Raw genomic sequence first — 18110 nt, forward strand, 5'->3', positions numbered from 1 at the left:
GCACGGTCATCCTGCGGCTGTCACAATCTTCGCCATCAATGAGCCCAAAAACTCAATTGGCTCACGGGCTCTACGGCCTACCATGGCAGGGGCGACGGCCGGACGATCCAGCCGTCACCATAGCGCACCAGAAACGCCTTGCAGTCGTCTACCGGGCACTTGTGCGCGCCGTCGACGGGAAACACCTGCATCGCGACATGATCATTGTCGACCCAGCGCTCGAATCTCCACTCCCGCGGCAGATTCGGCGGCGGAGATTCCCACTGTAAGGACAGCTCGCCATTCATGGCAGAGCCGATCGATAACGCGTGCTCGCCGCCATAGGCCTCGTCATTGTCGATCGCGACGAAGCGGGAGCCATCCGGCGTGAAGTAGGGAATGCCTCGCAGCCCCAGCGTCGCGCCGGTGCGCGCGCTGAGCAGCTCCACGCTGCTGCCTTCATAGTAGAAAATGCCGATCGCGTAGACCCGCGACTCCGGATGATAGCCAATCAGGATGTAGCTGATGCAATGCTGCGCGTCGTCGCTGTCGCATGCCTTCTGATCGTTCTTGTAGGTCTTCGGCTTGCCGTTCTCGAGCCGGATGGTGAGCACCTCGCCCTTGCGGCTGACACGGCCGCGCAGCTCGCGCAGGCAGGCTGCCTCCTTGTCTCCCCATTTTTACTCGCCGATCGTGCCGCAGCTCGCAGGCGCTGGAGCTGCGCCGCCCTGCGCGGCGGCATGGCCGGTCGAAAGCGTCAGCACCACCAGCAACAGGATCAGGGCTCGACAGGTCATCTGACGCTCACGCGCATCTACACCGACGACAAAGAGTCAGATCACAAAGCATCCTGGTTCAATGCGCGCCTTTGGCCACTCTTACGGACTCGCAAGCATGACTTAGACCGAAGCCGTCGCCAAGCCTACCGCCGTCGTCCCTGAGAACGCAGGGCCCTGCAACTACCGCTGGTTGTTGTTGCGATCGATGTCGGCCACCTGCCCAACCGAGAGATCACGCGGTATGGGTCCCGGCTCAAGGCCGGGACGACACCGTTTTTGAGACAGCGGGCTCGCCAAACGTGCAACACGCTCAAACGCCGGCAGCAAGCTAACATTGCGATCGCATGAACGCCTTCGCGCTTGAATGACATCACCCGATCGCCACGCCGCCGCCGATCGTGCGGTTCAGCACCTGCGTGGTGCGCTCGATGCGTTCGGCGGCGGCGTTCAGGGCCTTGGCGACGGCGACCTGGGTGGCGCGGGCGCGGTCGGCGGACTGGCTGCGGACGTTGCGCAGGCTGTCGAGCTCCTGCTCCAGCATCTGCACGCGCTGGTTGGCGTCGATCAGTTCGTCGCAGACGGTGAGCGCGGCCATCACGGTGAGCCTGGCATCACCGATCTCGCCGAACTTGCCGCGCAGATTGGTGATGCGCGTCTCCAGATTCTCGGCGAGCTTCAGCAGCCTGAGCTCCTGGCCCTCCTCGCAGGCCATACGATATTGGCGGCCGTTGATGGTGACGTTGATGTGGCTCATTCGTCATCCTCGTCGTCGTCATGCTCGTCGTCTTCAGCATCACCTTCCGCACCGTCCTGCTCGCCGCCATTGAGCACGGCGCGGATGGTGCCGATCGCGGCATCGAGGCGTTCGGCGATCTCGCGATTGGTGCGCTCGAGCCGGCGCGTCTTCATCAGCGAACCGTCGAGCTCGTCGGCGAGGCGCGAGCGGTCGGCGCCGAGCGCCTGGATCCGCGTCGCCAGTTCGTCCTCGTCACGATCCGCCTCGCGCCGCCGCTCGACCGCGCTCTCCAGCGCGTCGAGCGCCGTCATGAGTCGCCGCGTCGCCGCCTCCAGATCGGCAGCGCCGGGTTCCACCTGACCGGCTAGATTGGCAGGGTGATCGTTCATGATGCGGATGCGAGGCCCTTCCACCGCCCCCGGAGATGCGACAAAAGCCGCTGTCCGGCAAGCGTTTATGGGCAAAATCTTACGTGTTGGGCGAGCCGAGTGCAACGCTTGGCCGAAACTATGCACTACTAAGCAACTTTTGGGCGTCTGGAGGCGTTGCATTGCCTTTGATTCCCGGAACCGAGGTGCTAATCAGCCCGCAAAATCCCGGTCCGCCAGCCCAGAACCGGCGGCTTCCCCAGTCAGCAGCACTTCACGTTTGGACGGATTCCAGCATGACGCAGGTCGAACATTCCCGCATGGCCAATGCCATCCGCGCGCTCGCAATGGATGCCGTCGAGAAGGCGAAATCGGGCCATCCCGGCCTGCCGATGGGCGCCGCCGACGTCGCCACGGTGCTGTTCACCCGCGTGCTGAAATACGATGCCGCAGCGCCCGCCTGGCCGGACCGCGACCGCTTCGTGCTGTCGGCCGGCCACGGCTCGATGCTGCTCTATGCGCTTTTGTATTTGACCGGCAACGAGGAGATGACGCTCGACCAGATCAAGCGCTTCCGCCAGGTCGATTCGCTGACCCCCGGCCATCCGGAGAATTTCCGCACCAAGGGCATCGAGACCACCACCGGCCCGCTCGGCCAGGGCATCTCGACCGCGGTCGGCATGGCGCTGGCCGAGAAGATGCTGCAGGCGGAGTACGGCAAGAAGATCGTCGACCACCACACCTACGTGCTGGCCTCCGACGGCGACCTGATGGAGGGCATCTCCCAGGAAGCGATCGCGATGGCCGGGCACTGGAAGCTCAACAAGCTGATCGTGCTGTGGGACGACAACGGCATCTCGATCGACGGCCCGCTGTCGATCGCCGACTCGGTCGACCAGGTGAAGCGCTTCAAGTCGGCCGGCTGGGCCGCCGAGCTGATCGACGGCCATGACCCGGAGGCGATCGCCGCGGCGGTCGCCCGCGCGCAGAAATCCTCCAGGCCGTCGCTGATCGCCTGCAAGACCACGATCGGCTACGGCGCGCCGACCAAGGCCGGCACCTCCAAGGTGCATGGCGAGGCGCTCGGCGCCGAGGAGCTGAAGGGCGCCAAGGAGAAGCTCGGCCTCTCGCAGGAGCCGTTCTCTGTGCCCGATGACGTGCTTGCCGCCTGGCGCGAGGCCGGCCGCCGTGGCGCGGCCGCGCGTGCCGAATGGGAGACGCGGCTCGGCGAAATGGGCCCGCGCAAACGGGCGGAGTTCGAACGCCGCCTGCGCCATGAGCGTCCCGCGGCGCTTTCGAAGGCGCTGAAGGATCACAAGAAGGCGCTGCTGGAAAACCCGCTCAACATCGCCACCCGCAAGTCGTCGGAGGCCGCGATCGAGGTGATCGCCGCGGCGATGCCGTTCGAGTTCGTGGCTGGCTCCGCCGACCTCACCGGCTCCAACAACAACAAGGCGAAGTCGGCCACCTCGTTCTCGGCCAAGACGCCGAAGGGCCGCTTCATCCATTACGGCATCCGCGAGCACGGCATGGCGGCGTGCATGAACGGCATCTTCCTGCATGGCGGCTTCGCGCCGAACGGCGCCACCTTCCTGGTGTTCTCGGACTACGCGCGCGGCGCGATGCGGCTGTCGGCCTTGATGGGCGCCGGCGTGGTCTACGTGATGACCCACGACTCCATCGGCCTCGGCGAGGATGGCCCGACGCACCAGCCGGTCGAGCATCTCGCGGCGCTGCGCGCGATCCCGAACATGCGCGTGTTCCGCCCGGCCGATGCGGTCGAGACCGCGGAGTGCTGGGAGCTGGCGCTCAACCGCACCAACGGCCCGACCGTGCTGGCGCTGACGCGGCAGAACCTGCCGCAGCTGCGCACCTCGGCACCATCGGACAATCCCTGCAGCAAGGGCGGCTATGAGCTGGTCGCAGCCCAAGGCGAGGCCAAGGTGTCGCTGTTCGCGACCGGCTCCGAGGTCGAGATCGCGGTCGCCGCGCAGAAGCAGCTCGCCGAGCGCGGCATCGCCGCGCGCGTCGTCTCGGTGCCCTCGCTCGAGCTGCTGCTGGAGCAGCCGGCCGAGGCCAAGGCGAAGATCATCGGCCACGCGCCGGTCAAGATCGCCATCGAGGCCGCGGTGCGTTGGGGCTGGGACGCCGTGATCGGCCAGGACGGCATCTTCGTCGGTATGCACTCGTTCGGCGAGAGCGGCCCGGCCAAGGAGCTCTACAAGCATTTCGGCATCACCGCCGAAGCCGCGGTGGACGCGGCCGTTAAGCGGCTGGGCTGAGCGTTCTGCCTCAGCGGCTGCATCGTCAGCCTCAGATCTCGACCCTCATGGTGAGAGGCGCGCAGCGCCGTCTCGAACCGTGAGGCCAGAGTTCGGGCCTCGCCCTTCGAGACGCCCGCCTGCGGCGGGCTCCTCAGGGTGAGGAGCGGCATTGACTATGACGCGCCGAGAAGTGGACAATACGAGAACAGGCGCGGCTTGACGCGCCGGTTCGCCTGACCTTCGGAAGCTTCCGCACAGCCCATGCCCTCAGCCCCCAACGCCACGACCGATACGGCCGATCGCGCGCTGGCGGTGCTGCATTCCGTATTCGGGCTACCGGGCTTCCGCGGCGCGCAGGAGAAGGTGGTCCGGCATGTCGCCGAGGGCGGCAATTGCTTGGTGCTGATGCCGACGGGCGGCGGCAAGTCGCTGTGCTATCAGCTGCCGGCGCTGCTGCGCAAAGGCTGCGGCATCGTGGTGTCGCCGCTGATCGCGCTGATGCGCGACCAGGTCGCCGGCCTGATCGAGGCTGGCGTCAATGCCGCGGTGCTGAACTCCACATTGTCGCGCGAGGAAGCTGACGAGGTCGAACGACGCTTGATCGTCGGCGATCTCGATCTGCTCTACGTCGCGCCCGAACGGCTGGTGACGCCGCGCTGCCTGTCGCTCTTGGAGCGCGCTGATATCGCGCTGTTCGCGATCGACGAGGCGCATTGTGTGTCGCAATGGGGGCACGATTTCAGGCCTGAATATATCGGCCTCTCGATCATTGCCGAGCGCTTCCCCGACGTGCCGCGCATCGCGCTGACCGCGACCGCCGACGAGCTGACCCGCAAGGAGATCGCCGAGCGGCTCAGCCTGACCGACGCGCCGCAATTCGTCGCGAGCTTCGACCGTCCCAACATCCGCTATGAGATCGTCGACAAGCACAACGGCCCCGCGCAGCTCAAGGCCTTCATCAAGGAGCGCCATGCGGGCGACGCCGGCGTCGTCTACTGCCTGTCGCGCGCCAAGGTCGAGGACACCGCGGCGGCGCTGAACGAGGCCGGCATCACAGCGATCCCCTATCACGCCGGACTCGACCCGGGCGTGCGCTCACGCAACCAGGACCGCTTCATCAACGAGGACGGCGTGGTGGTCGTGGCGACCGTCGCTTTCGGCATGGGCATCGACAAGCCCGACGTGCGCTTCGTCGCGCATCTCGATCTGCCGAAGAGCATCGAGGCCTACTATCAGGAGACGGGGCGCGCCGGGCGCGACGGCAAGCCCTCGACCGCGTGGATGGCCTATGGCCTCTCCGACATTGTGCAGCAGCGCCGGATGATCGACAAGTCCACCGGCGCCGAGGCGTTCAAGCGGATGTCGATCCGCAAGCTCGACGCGCTGGTCGCACTGGCAGAGACGGCCGGCTGCCGGCGCAAGCTGTTACTGAGCTATTTCGGCGAGACGCCGGCCGGCGAGAACTGCGGCAATTGTGACAACTGCGTGTCGCCGCCGAAAATGCACGATGGCAAGGTGATCGCGCAGAAGCTGTTGTCATGTGCCTATCGCACCGGCCAGCGCTTCGGCGCCATGCATCTGATCGACGTGCTGGTCGGGCGCGCGACCGAGCGCGTCAAGCAGTTCGGACACGATCAATTGTCGGTGTTCGGCATCGGCCGCGAGCTCAATGAGAAGCAATGGCGCGCGGCCTTGCGCCAGCTGGTGGCAATGGGACATCTGGCGCCGGACAGCGAAGCCTATGGTGCGCTGAAGTTCACAGACACCTCGCGGGCCGTATTGAAGGGCGAGATTCCGGTGATGCTCCGCGAGCAGACGGCTGGCGCCGCACGCGCGATCCGCAGCAAATCACGGCGCGGCGAGCTGGTGGCGCGGCCGGCTGCAGCTGGTGATGCCAACCTGCTTGCCAGCCTGCGAGCGTGGCGCTCGGAGATTGCGCGCAAGCGTGGCGTACCAGCCTACGTGGTGCTGCACGACGCCACCATCGACGGCATCGCCAGCGCCCGCCCGGCGACGCTCGGCCAGCTGCGTGATATACCAGGGATCGGTGACAAGAAGCTCGAGCACTATGGCGACGAGCTGCTGGCGCTGATAGCAGCGGCGCGGTCCTAAATCAGCAGAATCGCCACCAGACGGTTGAGATCGGCGCAAAAAAGGTCTACCAAAAGGGCCTTATCGTCCGCTCCCGTCCGGCAGAACCGGTCGGCATTAGTTCCAAAACCCTCGTGGCGCCCTTCCAAAGGAGGACGCAGACGGGGATGAGAAACGTCATTGAAGGAGACGAAAATGGCAGTCCGGGTCGGGATCAACGGGTTTGGCCGCATCGGCCGCAACGTGCTGCGCGCCATCGCGGAATCGGGCCGCAAGGACATCGTGGTGGTCGGCATCAACGATCTCGGCCCGGTCGAGACCAACGCCCACCTGCTGCGCTTCGACAGCGTGCACGGCCGCTTCCCGCACACCGTGACCGTCGACGGCGACACCATCGACATCGGCCAGGGCAAGATCAAGGTCACCGCCGAGCGTGATCCGTCGAAGCTGCCGTGGAAGGACCTCGGCGTCGACATCGCGCTGGAATGCACCGGCATCTTCACCGCCAAGGACAAGGCCTCCGCGCATCTGACCGCCGGCGCCAAGCGCGTGCTGGTCTCGGCCCCGGCCGACGGCGCCGACGCCACCATCGTCTACGGCGTCAACCACACCTCGCTGACGAAGGATCACCTCGTCGTCTCCAACGGCTCGTGCACCACGAACTGCCTGGCGCCGGTCGCCAAGGTGTTGAACGACACCGTGGGCATCGAGACCGGCTTCATGACCACGATCCACGCCTACACCGGCGACCAGCCGACGCTCGACACGATGCACAAGGATCTCTATCGCGGCCGCGCGGCGGCGATGTCGATGATCCCGACCTCGACCGGTGCCGCCAAGGCAATCGGCCTGGTGCTGCCGGAGCTCAAGGGCAAGCTCGACGGCGTCGCGATCCGCGTGCCGACGCCGAACGTCTCGGTGGTCGATCTCAAGATCGTCGCCAAGCGCAACACCGATCCGAAGGAGATCAACGAGGCGATCAAGCGCGCCGCCGAGCAGGAGCTCAAGGGCGTGCTCGGCTACACCAACGCGCCGAACGTCTCGATCGACTTCAACCACGACCCGCACTCCTCGACGTTCCACATGGACCAGACCAAGGTCATGAACGGCAACCTCGTGCGCGTGATGTCCTGGTACGACAACGAGTGGGGCTTCTCCAACCGCATGGCCGACACGGCCGTCGCGATGGGCAAGCTGCTGTAACTAACTCTCTCAGTCATTCCGGGGCGCCTCGCAGAGGCGAACCCGGAATGACTGCTGAGCAAACATCATGACCCTTCCGCACTGGCTCGGAATTCCCGGCGTGATCCTGCTGATCGGGATCATCGTCTACGGGTTTCGCCAAGGGCGGAAGGTGACGTCCCAACAAGAGGGCAACCCGCCAGAGCATCAGCCCCCGGGCCCCTCGTGATGTCGGCCAACAAGCGAGCATGACATGAAACAATTCCGCACCCTCGACGACGTCGATCCCAAGGGCAAGCGCGTGCTGCTGCGCGTCGATCTCAACGTGCCCATGGAGAACGGCCACGTGACGGATGCGACGCGCCTGGAGCGCGTTGCGCCGACCATCAATGAGCTCGCGAGCAAGGGCGGCAAGGTCATCCTGCTCGCTCATTTCGGCCGGCCCAAGGGCCGCGACCCGAAGGAGTCGCTGAAGCCGGTCGCAGCAGCGCTGGCGCAAGTGATCAAGCGTCCGGTCGCGTTCGCCGAGGACTGCATCGGTGAGCCTGCTGCAAACGCGATCGCCGCGATGAAGGACGGCGACGTGCTGTGCCTGGAGAACACCCGCTTCCACAAGGAAGAGGAGAAGAACGATCCGGCCTTCGTCGCCGAGCTCGCCAAGCTCGGCGACATCTGGGTCAACGACGCCTTCTCCGCCGCCCACCGCGCCCATGCCTCGACCGAAGGCCTCGGCCACAAGCTGCCGGCCTATGCCGGCCGCACCATGCAGGCCGAGCTCGACGCGCTCGACAAGGCGCTGGGCCGCCCGGCCAAGCCGGTCATCGCCATCGTCGGCGGCGCCAAGGTCTCGACCAAGATCGACCTGCTGGAAAACCTCGTGTCGAAGGTCGACGCGCTGGTGATCGGCGGCGGCATGGCCAACACCTTCCTGCATGCCCAGGGCGTGCAGATCGGCAAGTCGCTGGCCGAGAAGGATCTCGCCGCCACCGCGCTGCGGATCATGGAAAAAGCGGAAGCCGCGAACTGCGCCATCATCCTGCCGGTGGACGCGACTGTCTCCTATCACTTCGCGGCCAACTCGCCGTCGTTCGCCTACGGCCTCGACGCGATCCCGCCCGACAGCATGATCCTCGACGTCGGCCCGCAATCGACCGCGCGCATCCATTCGGCGATCGACGACGCCGCAACCCTGGTGTGGAACGGCCCGCTCGGCGCGTTCGAGCTGAACCCGTTCGACCGCGGCACCATGGTCGCCGCCAAGCACGCGGCGGAGCGCACCAAGGCCAAGAAGCTGACCTCGGTGGCCGGCGGCGGCGATACCGTTGCGGCGCTCAATCAGGCTGGCGTGGCCGGCGATTTCAGCTACGTCTCGACCGCCGGCGGCGCCTTCCTGGAATGGATGGAAGGCAAGCCGCTGCCGGGCGTCGAGGTGCTGAAAGCCTGATATTGGAACGCTTGTCAGCCATGGATGTTTCCGTTATGTTCCATTCATGGCTGACACCCCGACAGACGCCGTCCATTCGATCCTGATCAAAATTCAGGAAAGCATTGTTGCGCTCCGGGGTGAGTTTCGATCTGAGCTTGGCTCGTTTAGGCAATCGACTGAGACGCGGCTCGACAGCCTGGAGACTCTGATCCGCAAGCAGCGTCGCGATTCTGCGGGCATGCTGGTTATGATGCGCGCGGCGGCCAGCGACTTCGACGAGCGGGTCAGCGCGGTCGAGGAGCGGATCGCGGCTCTCGAAGCCAGGAAGACCTGAGCTGGCGCCTACGAGGTCGTGAGCCAACGGCTGTCGCTCCGTCTGCTAACCTAAACAGTGCCTGATCGCACCCTCACGCCGCCTGCGTCGCTGCCACCCTTGGATTCCGCCCCTCACCGCGTTATGCACGGTGCAGCAGTTTCGGCGCGTGCGTCAGCCGCCGCACCGTCCAATTCTTGATCAGGGAGTTCCAGCCATGGCCCGCATTACCTTGCGTCAATTGCTCGATCACGCGGCGGAGCACGATTACGGCGTCCCGGCGTTCAACATCAACAACATGGAGCAGGCGCTGGCGATCATGGAGGCGGCGAGCTCCACTGAGGCCCCGGTGATCATCCAGGCCTCGCGCGGCGCCCGCGCCTACGCCAACGACATCATGCTCAAGCACATGATGGATGCGCTGACCGAGATCTATCCGCAGATCCCGATCTGCGTGCATCTTGACCACGGCAACGGCGCCGACACCTGCATGACCGCGATCCAGTCCGGCTTCACCTCGGTGATGATGGACGGCTCGCTCAAGGCCGACGGCAAGACCCCGGCCGACTGGGACTACAATGTCGGCGTCACCAAGACGGTCGCCACCATGGCGCATCTCGGCGGCATCTCGGTCGAGGGCGAGCTCGGCGTGCTCGGCTCGCTCGAGACCGGCATGGGCGACAAGGAGGACGGCCACGGCGCCGAGGGCAAGCTGTCGCATGACCAGCTGCTGACCAATCCCGACGAGGCGGTGAAGTTCGTGCAGGCGACCCAGGTCGACGCGCTGGCGATCGCGATGGGCACCTCGCATGGCGCCTACAAGTTCACCCGCAAGCCGGACGGCGACATCCTCGCCATGAACGTGATCGAGGAGATTCACCGCAAGCTGCCGAACACGCATCTCGTCATGCACGGCTCGTCGTCGGTGCCGCAGGACCTGCAGGAGATCATCAACTCCTTCGGCGGCAAGATGAAGCCGACCTGGGGCGTGCCGGTCGCGGAGATTCAGCGCGGCATCAAGAACGGCGTGCGCAAGATCAACATCGACACCGACAACCGCATGGCGATGACCGGCCAGATCCGCAAGGTGCTGTCGCAGCACCCCGAAGAGTTCGATCCGCGCAAGTACCTGAAGCCGGCCATGGAGGCGATGACCAAGCTCTGCAAGCAGCGCTTCGAGGAGTTCAACACCGCAGGCCAGGCCGGCAAGATCAAGCGCGTGCTGACGACCGCCGAAATGGCCAAGCGCTACGCCAAGGGCGAGCTCGATCCGAAGGTGGCGTGAGCCGCCCCCTTTGCAGGGCTATCGCAGTTGACGATCGGAGTCTTGGGCTCGCCTGTCTCCACGTCGTCATGGCCGGGCTTGTCCCGGCCATCCACGTCGTTCGGCACCCTGAGTCTGACGTGGATGCCCGGGACGAGCCCGGGCATGACGGAGTAACTAACTGGCAGGATCGTTCGTCGCGACAGCCTCCTATCTCTGTATTGTTTCGAGGCGGAGGGGAGCCGACTGCCGGCGCGGTGACAGGGTGCTCACCATCAACGTCCCATTCACCTCTGCGAGAGGCTGCCTCAGCTGCGACCAATGTTTGCTCGGCAACCGCCTGAGAACCGTCTAGTTTGACCGGCAGGGCAGGTGCCGTCTGGAGCAGATGATGGACATCTTCGCACTCAACGCTGTTGCCGTTGCCGCGGTGGTACCCGGCCTGGGCTACGCCGCTGACCGAACCACGCGGCTCGCCGGGCTTGCGGATCATCGCATCACGTACTACCCGCAGGGCGCACGCCGCAACCGATGGCATGCCGTGCCTCACTGCATCGACAATGACATGATTTGCCGCTACGTGGTGACGCGGCGCGACGAGAAGGCGGCATAAGTGTCCGGCAAGACGACTTCAGCGCGGCCCGAGCCGCGCCTCTATCTGGCGACGCCGATCGTGACCGACGCGGCGGCGCTCGCCGCCAGCCTGCCCGCGATCCTCGCCAGCGCCGACGTCGCCGCGGTGCTGGTGCGGCTCAAGGAGAGCGATCCGCGCAGCATGATCACGACGGTCAAGACGCTCGCGCCGGCGATCCAGAACACCGGCGCGGCGCTGCTGATCGACGGCCATCCCGACATTGTCGCTCGCGCCGGTGCGGATGGCGCACATCTGACCGGTATCGCCGCACTGGAGGAGGCCATGCCCGGCTTGAAGCCGGATCGCATCGCCGGCAGCGGCGGCCTGTCGACGCGGCATGACTCGATGCGCGCGGGCGAACTCGGTGCCGACTATGTGCTGTTCGGCGAACGCGATGCGCAGGGACGCCGCCCGTCCCCCGACGCCGTCAACGAGCGCCTCGCCTGGTGGGCCGAACTGTTCGAGCCGCCTTGCGTCGGCTATGCGATCTCGCTGAAGGAGGCTGCCGACTTCGTCGCTGCAGGCGCCGATTTCGTGCTCGTCGACGACCTCGTCTGGAACGACGAACGCGGCCCGGCCACGGCCCTCGCTGAGATCGGCGCGGCGCTGCGCCAGGTCCATGCGGCGGCCCCTGCCGTCACGGCGGCACAGAGCTGAACGACGCATGACGATCCGGCGCCTGACATGTCTCGTGGCTGCGCTCGCAATGGCGACGCCGAGCGCACGCGCGCAGATCTCATTGACGCCTCCCGCCCAGCAGCAGCCGCCGGCCGACAAGCCGAAACCCGCCGAACGACCGGCTGAGAGGCCGAAGCCCCCGGCCCCACCGGTGGCCGCCAAGAAGCCGGCTCCTGCCCCAGCCGCCAAGCCGGCTCCCCCGGCACCGGCACCGGCACCGGCGCCGCCACCGGCCGCCAATGTGGACCTGGTTTACGGCGCCTATCAGCGCGGCCAGTATAAGACCGCGTTCGACCTGGCGACGCCCCGCGCGCAGGCCGGCGATCCCAAGGCGATGGCGATGCTCGGGCAGCTCTATGAAAACGCCCAGGGCATTCGGCGTGACTATGAGAAGGCGGCAATCTGGTACAAGCGTGCCGCCGAGGCCGGCGACCGCGAGGCGATGTTCGCGCTGGCGATGATGCGGCTGGCAGGACGCGGCGGCCCGGTCGACAAGCTGGAGGCGGTGAAGCTGCTGGCGTCCGCTGCCAAGCTCGGCGAGCCCAAGGCCGCCTATAATCTCGCTCTGCTCTATCTCGACGGCCAGACGTTCCCGCAGGATCTGCGGCGCTCGGCCGAGCTGTTGCGCCTGGCGGCGGAGGCCGGCAATGCCGAGGCGCAATACGCGCTGGCAACCTTCTACAAGGAGGGAACCGGCGTGCCGAAGGATCTGGAGAAGGCCGCCCGGCTGCTGCAGGCGGCCGCGATCGCCGACAATATCGACGCCGAGGTCGAATACGCCATTGCGCTGTTCAACGGCACCGGCGTCCCGAAGGACCAGCCGGCGGCAATATCGCTGCTGCGCAGGGCCGCCCGGCAGAACAGCCCGTTGGCCCAGAACCGGCTGGCCTGGGTGCTGCTGTACGGCATTGCCACGCCAATGGACAAAGTCGAGGCGTACAAGTGGCACCTGGTGGCCAAGACCGCCGGCAAGGGCGACCCCAAGCTCGACGAGAAGTTCGCCGACATGCCGCCCGAGGACCGCGCCAAGGGCGAGCAGGCGGCCAAGCGCTGGCTCGGCACCATCAGGTAACCGCGACATCGGCCGGCGCCTGATCCGGCCTTGACGCGGCGGCCCCTTCAGGGCACCCACAACCAGCCATTTTCACCCGCCTCCCCCGCTTCCGGGCGAGGCGCGCACCGCAAGGTGCGGTCAGCCCAGCGCATCGAGCATATGATTCATTCCGCCCTCATCAATGTCATGGTCAAGGCCGCGCGCCGGGCCGGCCGCAACCTCAAGCGCGATCTCGGCGAGATCGAGCACCTGCAGGTGTCGCTGAAGGGACCGGCGAACTTTGTCTCCCGCGCCGACAAGAAGGCCGAGGAGATGCTCTACGAGGACCTCTCCAAGGCCCGTCCGGGCTACGGCTTCCTTGGCGAGGAAGGCGGCAAGCGGGAAGGCAGCGACAAGTCGCACACCTGGATCGTCGATCCGCTCGACGGCACCACCAACTTCCTGCACGGCATCCCGCAATTCGCGATCTCGATCGCGCTCCAGCGCGAGGACACCGTGATCGCCGGCGTGATCTACAATCCGGCCAATGACGAGCTGTACATCGCCGAGCGCGGCAAGGGCGCGTTCCTCAACGATCAGCGGCTGCGTGTCGCAGCCCGCAAACAGCTGCACGAATGCGTCATCGCCTGCGGCCTGCCGCATATCGGCCGCGGCGACCATCAGCTGTTCCTGCGCGAGATGACCGCGCTGCAGGTCAAGGTCGCGGGCCTGCGCCGCTTCGGCGCCGCCTCGCTCGACCTCGCCTTCGTCGCCGCCGGCCGCTTCGATGCCTTCTGGGAGCGCGACCTGCAGCCCTGGGACATCGCGGCGGGCATGATCATGGTGCGCGAGGCCGGCGGCACCGTCTCCGGCATCGACGGCAAGGAAGACGCGCTGGCCACGGGACACGTCATCTGCGGCAACGAGATCATCCACCGCGAGCTGGTGAAGGTGCTGAAGGCGGCGGCGTAGTCAATTCGCGCCATCGCGTTTAACCTTCGTGAATGGCGTTGCCACAACTCGCGCCTCACCCACGGTGTCGTCCCGGCCTCGAGTCGGGACCCTTAGCCACCGGCGGCCGTGGCCAGGCAGCACTCGTCGACCAGCGTGCCTCACACATCTCCCTGGGGTTATGGATCCCGGATCGGCGCGCGCGTGCCGCGCGCTTGTCCGGGACGACGCCGAAGGTGTGGTCGGCGGCTGAGCTTTATTGGGTGAAGGCTATCTGCGGCCGCTGGTGAACGCCTGCGGCGTCTCGCCGGGCAGCGCCGGCGAGTTGATGTCGCTATCGACGCGGCTCGATGACTGGCCGGCATAACTGAAGCCGAGCGACAGGCTGACGTTGGAGCTCGGCTTGAACTCGACGCCGCCATTGATGGCGTAGGCGGGCGTCGAGGTGGAGCGCGAATCGAACGTCGCGAACGGCCCGCCGACGCCGGGATTGAATTTCAGCGTATCGAAGCCGCCATAGAAGCTGACGCCGTTCTTGAACGTGTAGCCGTATTGCGCGCCCTGGGTGGTGTAGCTGCCGAGCGAGCCATAGCGGTTGACGATGTTCGAGCTCAGACCGACACCCGAGAGGCTCGACCAGTTGTTGGTGACGCTGTAGCTGCGCGAGAAGAAGCCGGCGTTGCTGCCGCTCGTCGTGAAGCTCGGGACGTTGCCGTAGGAATCCAGGCTCTGGACAACGCCCGGATCGGTGCTGAACCCGATCGGCCAGCCCGGCAGCCAATACTGCACCGGGCCTGACTGGGCGCGAGCAGCTGGAGCACCGAGGCAAAGACCAGCAAGCGCGAATACGAGAGCAGATTTGCGAAAGACCATCGACATGCGTACCCGTCACGTGTCGGCAAATCATACACGCACCGAGCGTCGAACTCCAGTCACGAGGTGAGGCTCCGTCCACGCCACTCGGCCGGTGCGCTCCCCTCCCCCACTTGCGGGGAGGGGTCGGGGGTGGGGGTCCACGGGCGCTGACGTTCGTGGATTGCACGCCCTCCTAGCGGACATGAATGAACGTCGAATCTTGTGTTCGAGCTAAGCGCAAATGAACCGCGCGTTGTGAGCTTGGAACGGATTCCATTAAGTCGAGCGGAATCGGGGCCCCCACCCCCGACCCCTCCCCGCAAGTGGGGGAGGGGAGCGCACCGACAGCGCGGTGGGATTGCGGCTCAAAAGGTCGAGCGAGTCATCGTGATCGCAATCGTGACCGTCTACGACTTCACTGGCGCCGGCGGCCCATAAGCCTCCGCCTGCGCCGGCGCCTTCTCGCGATCGCCGGCGAGCACGCGCTGCACGGAGACGAAGAACACCGGCACCATCAGCAGCGCCAGGATCACGACCGCGATCATGCCGCCCATCACGTTGGTGCCGAGCGCCTGCTGGCTGGCGCCGCCGGCGCCTGTCGCGATCGACATCGGCAGCACGCCGCAGACGAAGGCGAGGCCGGTCATGATGATCGGGCGGAAGCGCAGCGAGCAAGCCTCGATGGTCGCCGCGACCAGCGGCTTTCCGTGGGCACGCAGATCCTTGGCGAACTCGATGATCAGGATGGCGTCCTTCGCCGCGAGGCCGATGATCGTGATCAGCGCCACCGTGAAGTATACGTCGTTGGACAGGCCGCGCAGATTGGCCGCGACCACGGCGCCGAGGATGCCGAGCGGCACCGTCAGCAGGACGGCGAGCGGAATCGTCCAGCTCTCATAAAGCGCAGCGAGGCACAGGAACACGACCAGCGCCGACAATCCCAGCAGCAGCGGCGCCTGCGAGCCCGACAGCTTCTCCTGCAGCGACTGGCCGGTCCATTCATAGCCGAAGCCGCGCGGCAGCTTGCCGGCGAGCCGCTCCATCTCGTTGAGCGCGTCGCCCGAGGTGAAGCCAGGCCTCGCCTCGCCGGAGATGCGGATCGCCGGATAGTAGTTGAAGCCGGCAATCTGGCTCGGTCCCTTGGCCCACTGGATGGTCGCGAACGACGAGAACGGCACCAGCTGTCCCTTGGCGTTCTTGACGCTGTAGTTGAGGATGTCGTCCGCGTTCATGCGGCTGATGCGGTCGGCCTGCACCACGACGCGCTGCATGCGGCCGCGGTTCGGGAAGTCGTTGACGTAGTTGGATCCGAGATTGGTCGAGATCGTGTTGTTGATGTCCTCGAAGGTGACGCCGAACGCGCTCGCCTTCTCGCGGTCGATCATCAGGTTGACCTGCGGGCCCTGCGGCAGGCCCTCGATGTAGACCTTCTGCAGCACCGGGCTGGCATTGGCCTCCGCGATCAGCTGGTCGGCGGCCGCGACGAGCGCGGCGTAGCCTTTCTGGCCGCGGTCCTGCAGGCGGAAGCTGAAGCCGGAAGAGTTGCCGAGATTGTCGATCGGCGGCGGCTGCAGCGCCGTGATCTTGGCATCGCGCAGGCCGGCGAGATCGCGGTTGATGTCGGCGACCAGCGCGGCTGCGCTGTCGTTCTTGCCGCGCTCCGACCAGTCCTTCAGCGAGATGAACGCCTGCGCGGTGTTGACGCCCTGGCCGGCATAGCTGAAACCGGTGAGGAAGGTGACGTCCTCGATCCCAGCGCGCTTCGCCAGATATTTCTCCACCGCCTCGACGGCCGCCTGCGTCCGTGCATAGGACGAATCCGCCGGCGTCTGCACGTCGGTCGTGATGAAGCCCTGGTCGTCGACCGGCAGGAAGCCACCGGGCAACTGGATGAACGCCCACGACAGGCCGACGATGAAGATTGCGTAGATCAGCATCAGCCGTCCGGTGCGCTTCAGCGAAGCGCCGACCACGCCGGTGTAGCGGTTGCGGCTTCCGTCCATGAAGCGGTTGAACCAGCCGAACACGCCCTTCTTGGCGTGGCCATGACCGGCCTGCACCGGCTTCAGCAGGGTCGCGCACAGCGCCGGCGTGAGCGACAGCGCGAGCAACGCCGAGAAACCGATCGCCGCGACCATGGTGACCGAGAACTGCCGGTAGATGATGCCGACCGATCCGGGGAAGAACGCCATCGGCACGAACACTGCCATCAGCACCAGCGTGATGCCGATGATGGCGCCGGTGATCTGGCCCATCGCCTTGCGCGTCGCCTCCTTCGGCGACAGCCCCTCCTCGGTCATGATGCGCTCGACGTTCTCGACCACGACGATGGCGTCGTCGACCAGGATACCGACCGCGAGCACCATGCCGAACATCGTCAGCATGTTGATGGAGTAGCCGACCAGCATCAGCGTGGCGCAGGTGCCGAGCAGCGCCACTGGTACCACGATGGTCGGGATGATCGTGTAGCGGATGTTCTGCAGGAACAGGAACATCACCACGAACACCAGCACCACGGCTTCGACCAGCGTCATCAGCACGCGCTTGATCGAGGCCTTGACCACCGGCGTGATGTCGTAGGGAATCTCATAGGCGATGGTGGACGGGAAGAAGCGCGACAGCTCCTTCATCTTGGCCTCGACCGCGCTTGCGGTCGCCAGCGCGTTGCCGGTCGGCGACAGCAGCACGGAGAGACCGGCGGTCGGCTTGCCGTTCAGGCGGGTGTTGAACTGATAGCTCAGGCCGCCGATCTCGATGCGGGCGACGTCGCGCAGCCGCACCGTCGACCCGTCAGCATTGGCGCGCAGGATGATCGATCCGAACTCGTCCGGGGAATCGAGCTGGCCCTTGACCAGCACCAGCGCCGAGGTGCGCTGCACGGTCGTCGCCGGCTCTGCGCCGATGCTGCCGGAGGCGACCTGGGCGTTCTGCGCGCCGATCGCCTTGGTGACGTCGTCGGCGGTGAGGCCGTAGCCGATCAGCTTGGCCGGATCGAGCCAGACGCGCAGCGAGCGCTCGGTCGAATACAGCGTGGCGCGACCGACGCCGGGAATGCGCCTGATTTCACCGAGCACGTTGCGGATCATGAAGTCGCCGAGGCCGACCTCGTCGAGGCTGCCGTCGGTCGACTTGAGGGTGATGATCTGCAGCACCGCGGCCGAGGCTTCCTCGACCAGGATGCCCTGCTGGATTACCGCCCGCGGCAGCCGCGCCTCGACGCGCTTCAAGCGGTTCTGCACCTCCACCGAGGCGTCGTTTGTCGACGTGCCCGGCACGAAGTTGGCAGTGATCTCGACCTGGCCGAGCGAGTCGCTGGTCGATTCGAAGTTGAGAATGCCTGAGGCGCCGTTGAGCTCCTCCTCGATCAGCCGCGTGACGCTGTTGTAGAGATTCTCCGGCGAGGCGCCGGGATAGCTGGTGGAGATCGAGATCGAGGGCGGCGCGATGATCGGATACTGCGCCACCGCCAGCAGCGGGATCGCGATCACGCCGATCAGACAGATGAACAGCGCGACGACCCAGGCAAAGATCGGCCTGTCGATGAAGAAGCTCGGCAT

16 protein-coding genes are annotated in these 18110 nt (G+C 66.0%); 11 read left to right on the top strand and 5 right to left on the bottom strand.

The window, feature by feature from the left end; all coding sequences use genetic code 11:
• Nucleotides 1-77: 77 nt before the first annotated feature.
• The 3 genes from ACQR07_RS31060 to ACQR07_RS31070 form a co-directional block, all read right to left on the bottom strand.
• Complete coding sequence (locus tag ACQR07_RS31060) at nt 78-593, bottom strand: hypothetical protein (protein ID WP_434905880.1); 516 nt, start codon at nt 591-593, stop codon at nt 78-80.
• A gap of 535 nt (nt 594-1128) precedes the next feature.
• A complete protein-coding gene (locus tag ACQR07_RS31065; RefSeq protein ID WP_434905881.1) occupies nt 1129-1512 on the bottom strand; it encodes a cell division protein ZapA in 384 nt (127 codons plus the stop codon).
• Entirely contained in the window at nt 1509-1883 is a 375-nt protein-coding gene (locus ACQR07_RS31070) for a DUF4164 domain-containing protein (protein WP_434905882.1), read from the bottom strand. The genes ACQR07_RS31065 and ACQR07_RS31070 overlap by 4 nt, the downstream gene beginning before the upstream one ends.
• A gap of 275 nt (nt 1884-2158) precedes the next feature.
• Here ACQR07_RS31070 and tkt point away from each other — a divergent pair, with 275 nt between their 5' ends.
• From tkt to ACQR07_RS31125, 11 genes are all read left to right on the top strand, one after another.
• Nucleotides 2159-4144 carry a transketolase gene (gene tkt / locus ACQR07_RS31075; RefSeq protein WP_434905883.1) on the top strand — a complete coding sequence of 662 codons (1986 nt, stop codon included), beginning with the start codon at nt 2159-2161 and terminating at the stop codon, nt 4142-4144.
• A gap of 243 nt (nt 4145-4387) precedes the next feature.
• Nucleotides 4388-6238, top strand: a complete 1851-nt coding sequence (gene recQ, locus ACQR07_RS31080) for a DNA helicase RecQ (RefSeq protein ID WP_434905884.1) — start codon at nt 4388-4390, stop codon at nt 6236-6238.
• A gap of 174 nt (nt 6239-6412) precedes the next feature.
• A complete protein-coding gene (gap, locus tag ACQR07_RS31085) occupies nt 6413-7420 on the top strand; it encodes a type I glyceraldehyde-3-phosphate dehydrogenase (RefSeq protein ID WP_434905885.1) in 1008 nt (335 codons plus the stop codon).
• Between the two features lie 67 nt (nt 7421-7487).
• Nucleotides 7488-7628 carry a hypothetical protein gene (locus tag ACQR07_RS31090; protein WP_434905886.1) on the top strand — a complete coding sequence of 47 codons (141 nt, stop codon included), beginning with the start codon at nt 7488-7490 and terminating at the stop codon, nt 7626-7628.
• Nucleotides 7629-7652: 24 nt separating this feature from the next.
• Nucleotides 7653-8843, top strand: a complete 1191-nt coding sequence (locus tag ACQR07_RS31095; RefSeq protein ID WP_434905887.1) for a phosphoglycerate kinase — start codon at nt 7653-7655, stop codon at nt 8841-8843.
• Between the two features lie 46 nt (nt 8844-8889).
• Nucleotides 8890-9159, top strand: a complete 270-nt coding sequence (locus tag ACQR07_RS31100; protein WP_434905888.1) for a hypothetical protein — start codon at nt 8890-8892, stop codon at nt 9157-9159.
• A gap of 196 nt (nt 9160-9355) precedes the next feature.
• Nucleotides 9356-10423, top strand: coding sequence for a class II fructose-bisphosphate aldolase (fba, locus tag ACQR07_RS31105; protein ID WP_434905889.1), 1068 nt, complete (start codon nt 9356-9358; stop codon nt 10421-10423).
• A 370-nt stretch (nt 10424-10793) separates the two neighbouring features.
• The gene (locus tag ACQR07_RS31110) at nt 10794-11015 is read left to right on the top strand and encodes a hypothetical protein (RefSeq protein WP_434905890.1); all 222 of its coding nucleotides are present in this window, start codon (nt 10794-10796) and stop codon (nt 11013-11015) included.
• Nucleotides 11016-11693, top strand: coding sequence for a thiamine phosphate synthase (locus ACQR07_RS31115; protein ID WP_434905891.1), 678 nt, complete (start codon nt 11016-11018; stop codon nt 11691-11693).
• A gap of 7 nt (nt 11694-11700) precedes the next feature.
• Nucleotides 11701-12786 carry a tetratricopeptide repeat protein gene (locus ACQR07_RS31120; protein WP_434905892.1) on the top strand — a complete coding sequence of 362 codons (1086 nt, stop codon included), beginning with the start codon at nt 11701-11703 and terminating at the stop codon, nt 12784-12786.
• Between the two features lie 141 nt (nt 12787-12927).
• On the top strand, nt 12928-13719 hold the full coding sequence (locus ACQR07_RS31125; protein WP_434865699.1) for an inositol monophosphatase family protein: 792 nt from the start codon (nt 12928-12930) through the stop codon (nt 13717-13719).
• A gap of 249 nt (nt 13720-13968) precedes the next feature.
• On the opposite strand, the gene ACQR07_RS31130 is transcribed toward ACQR07_RS31125, so the two are convergent.
• Nucleotides 13969-14577: an outer membrane protein gene (locus tag ACQR07_RS31130; protein WP_434905893.1), complete on the bottom strand. Its 609-nt coding sequence runs from the start codon at nt 14575-14577 to the stop codon at nt 13969-13971.
• A 383-nt stretch (nt 14578-14960) separates the two neighbouring features.
• Nucleotides 14961-18110, bottom strand: a complete 3150-nt coding sequence (locus ACQR07_RS31135; RefSeq protein WP_434905894.1) for a multidrug efflux RND transporter permease subunit — start codon at nt 18108-18110, stop codon at nt 14961-14963.

Origin of the sequence: Bradyrhizobium sp. HKCCYLS20291 (assembly GCF_051167715.1) — a bacterium.
Classification (GTDB): Bacteria; Pseudomonadota; Alphaproteobacteria; order Rhizobiales; family Xanthobacteraceae; genus Bradyrhizobium.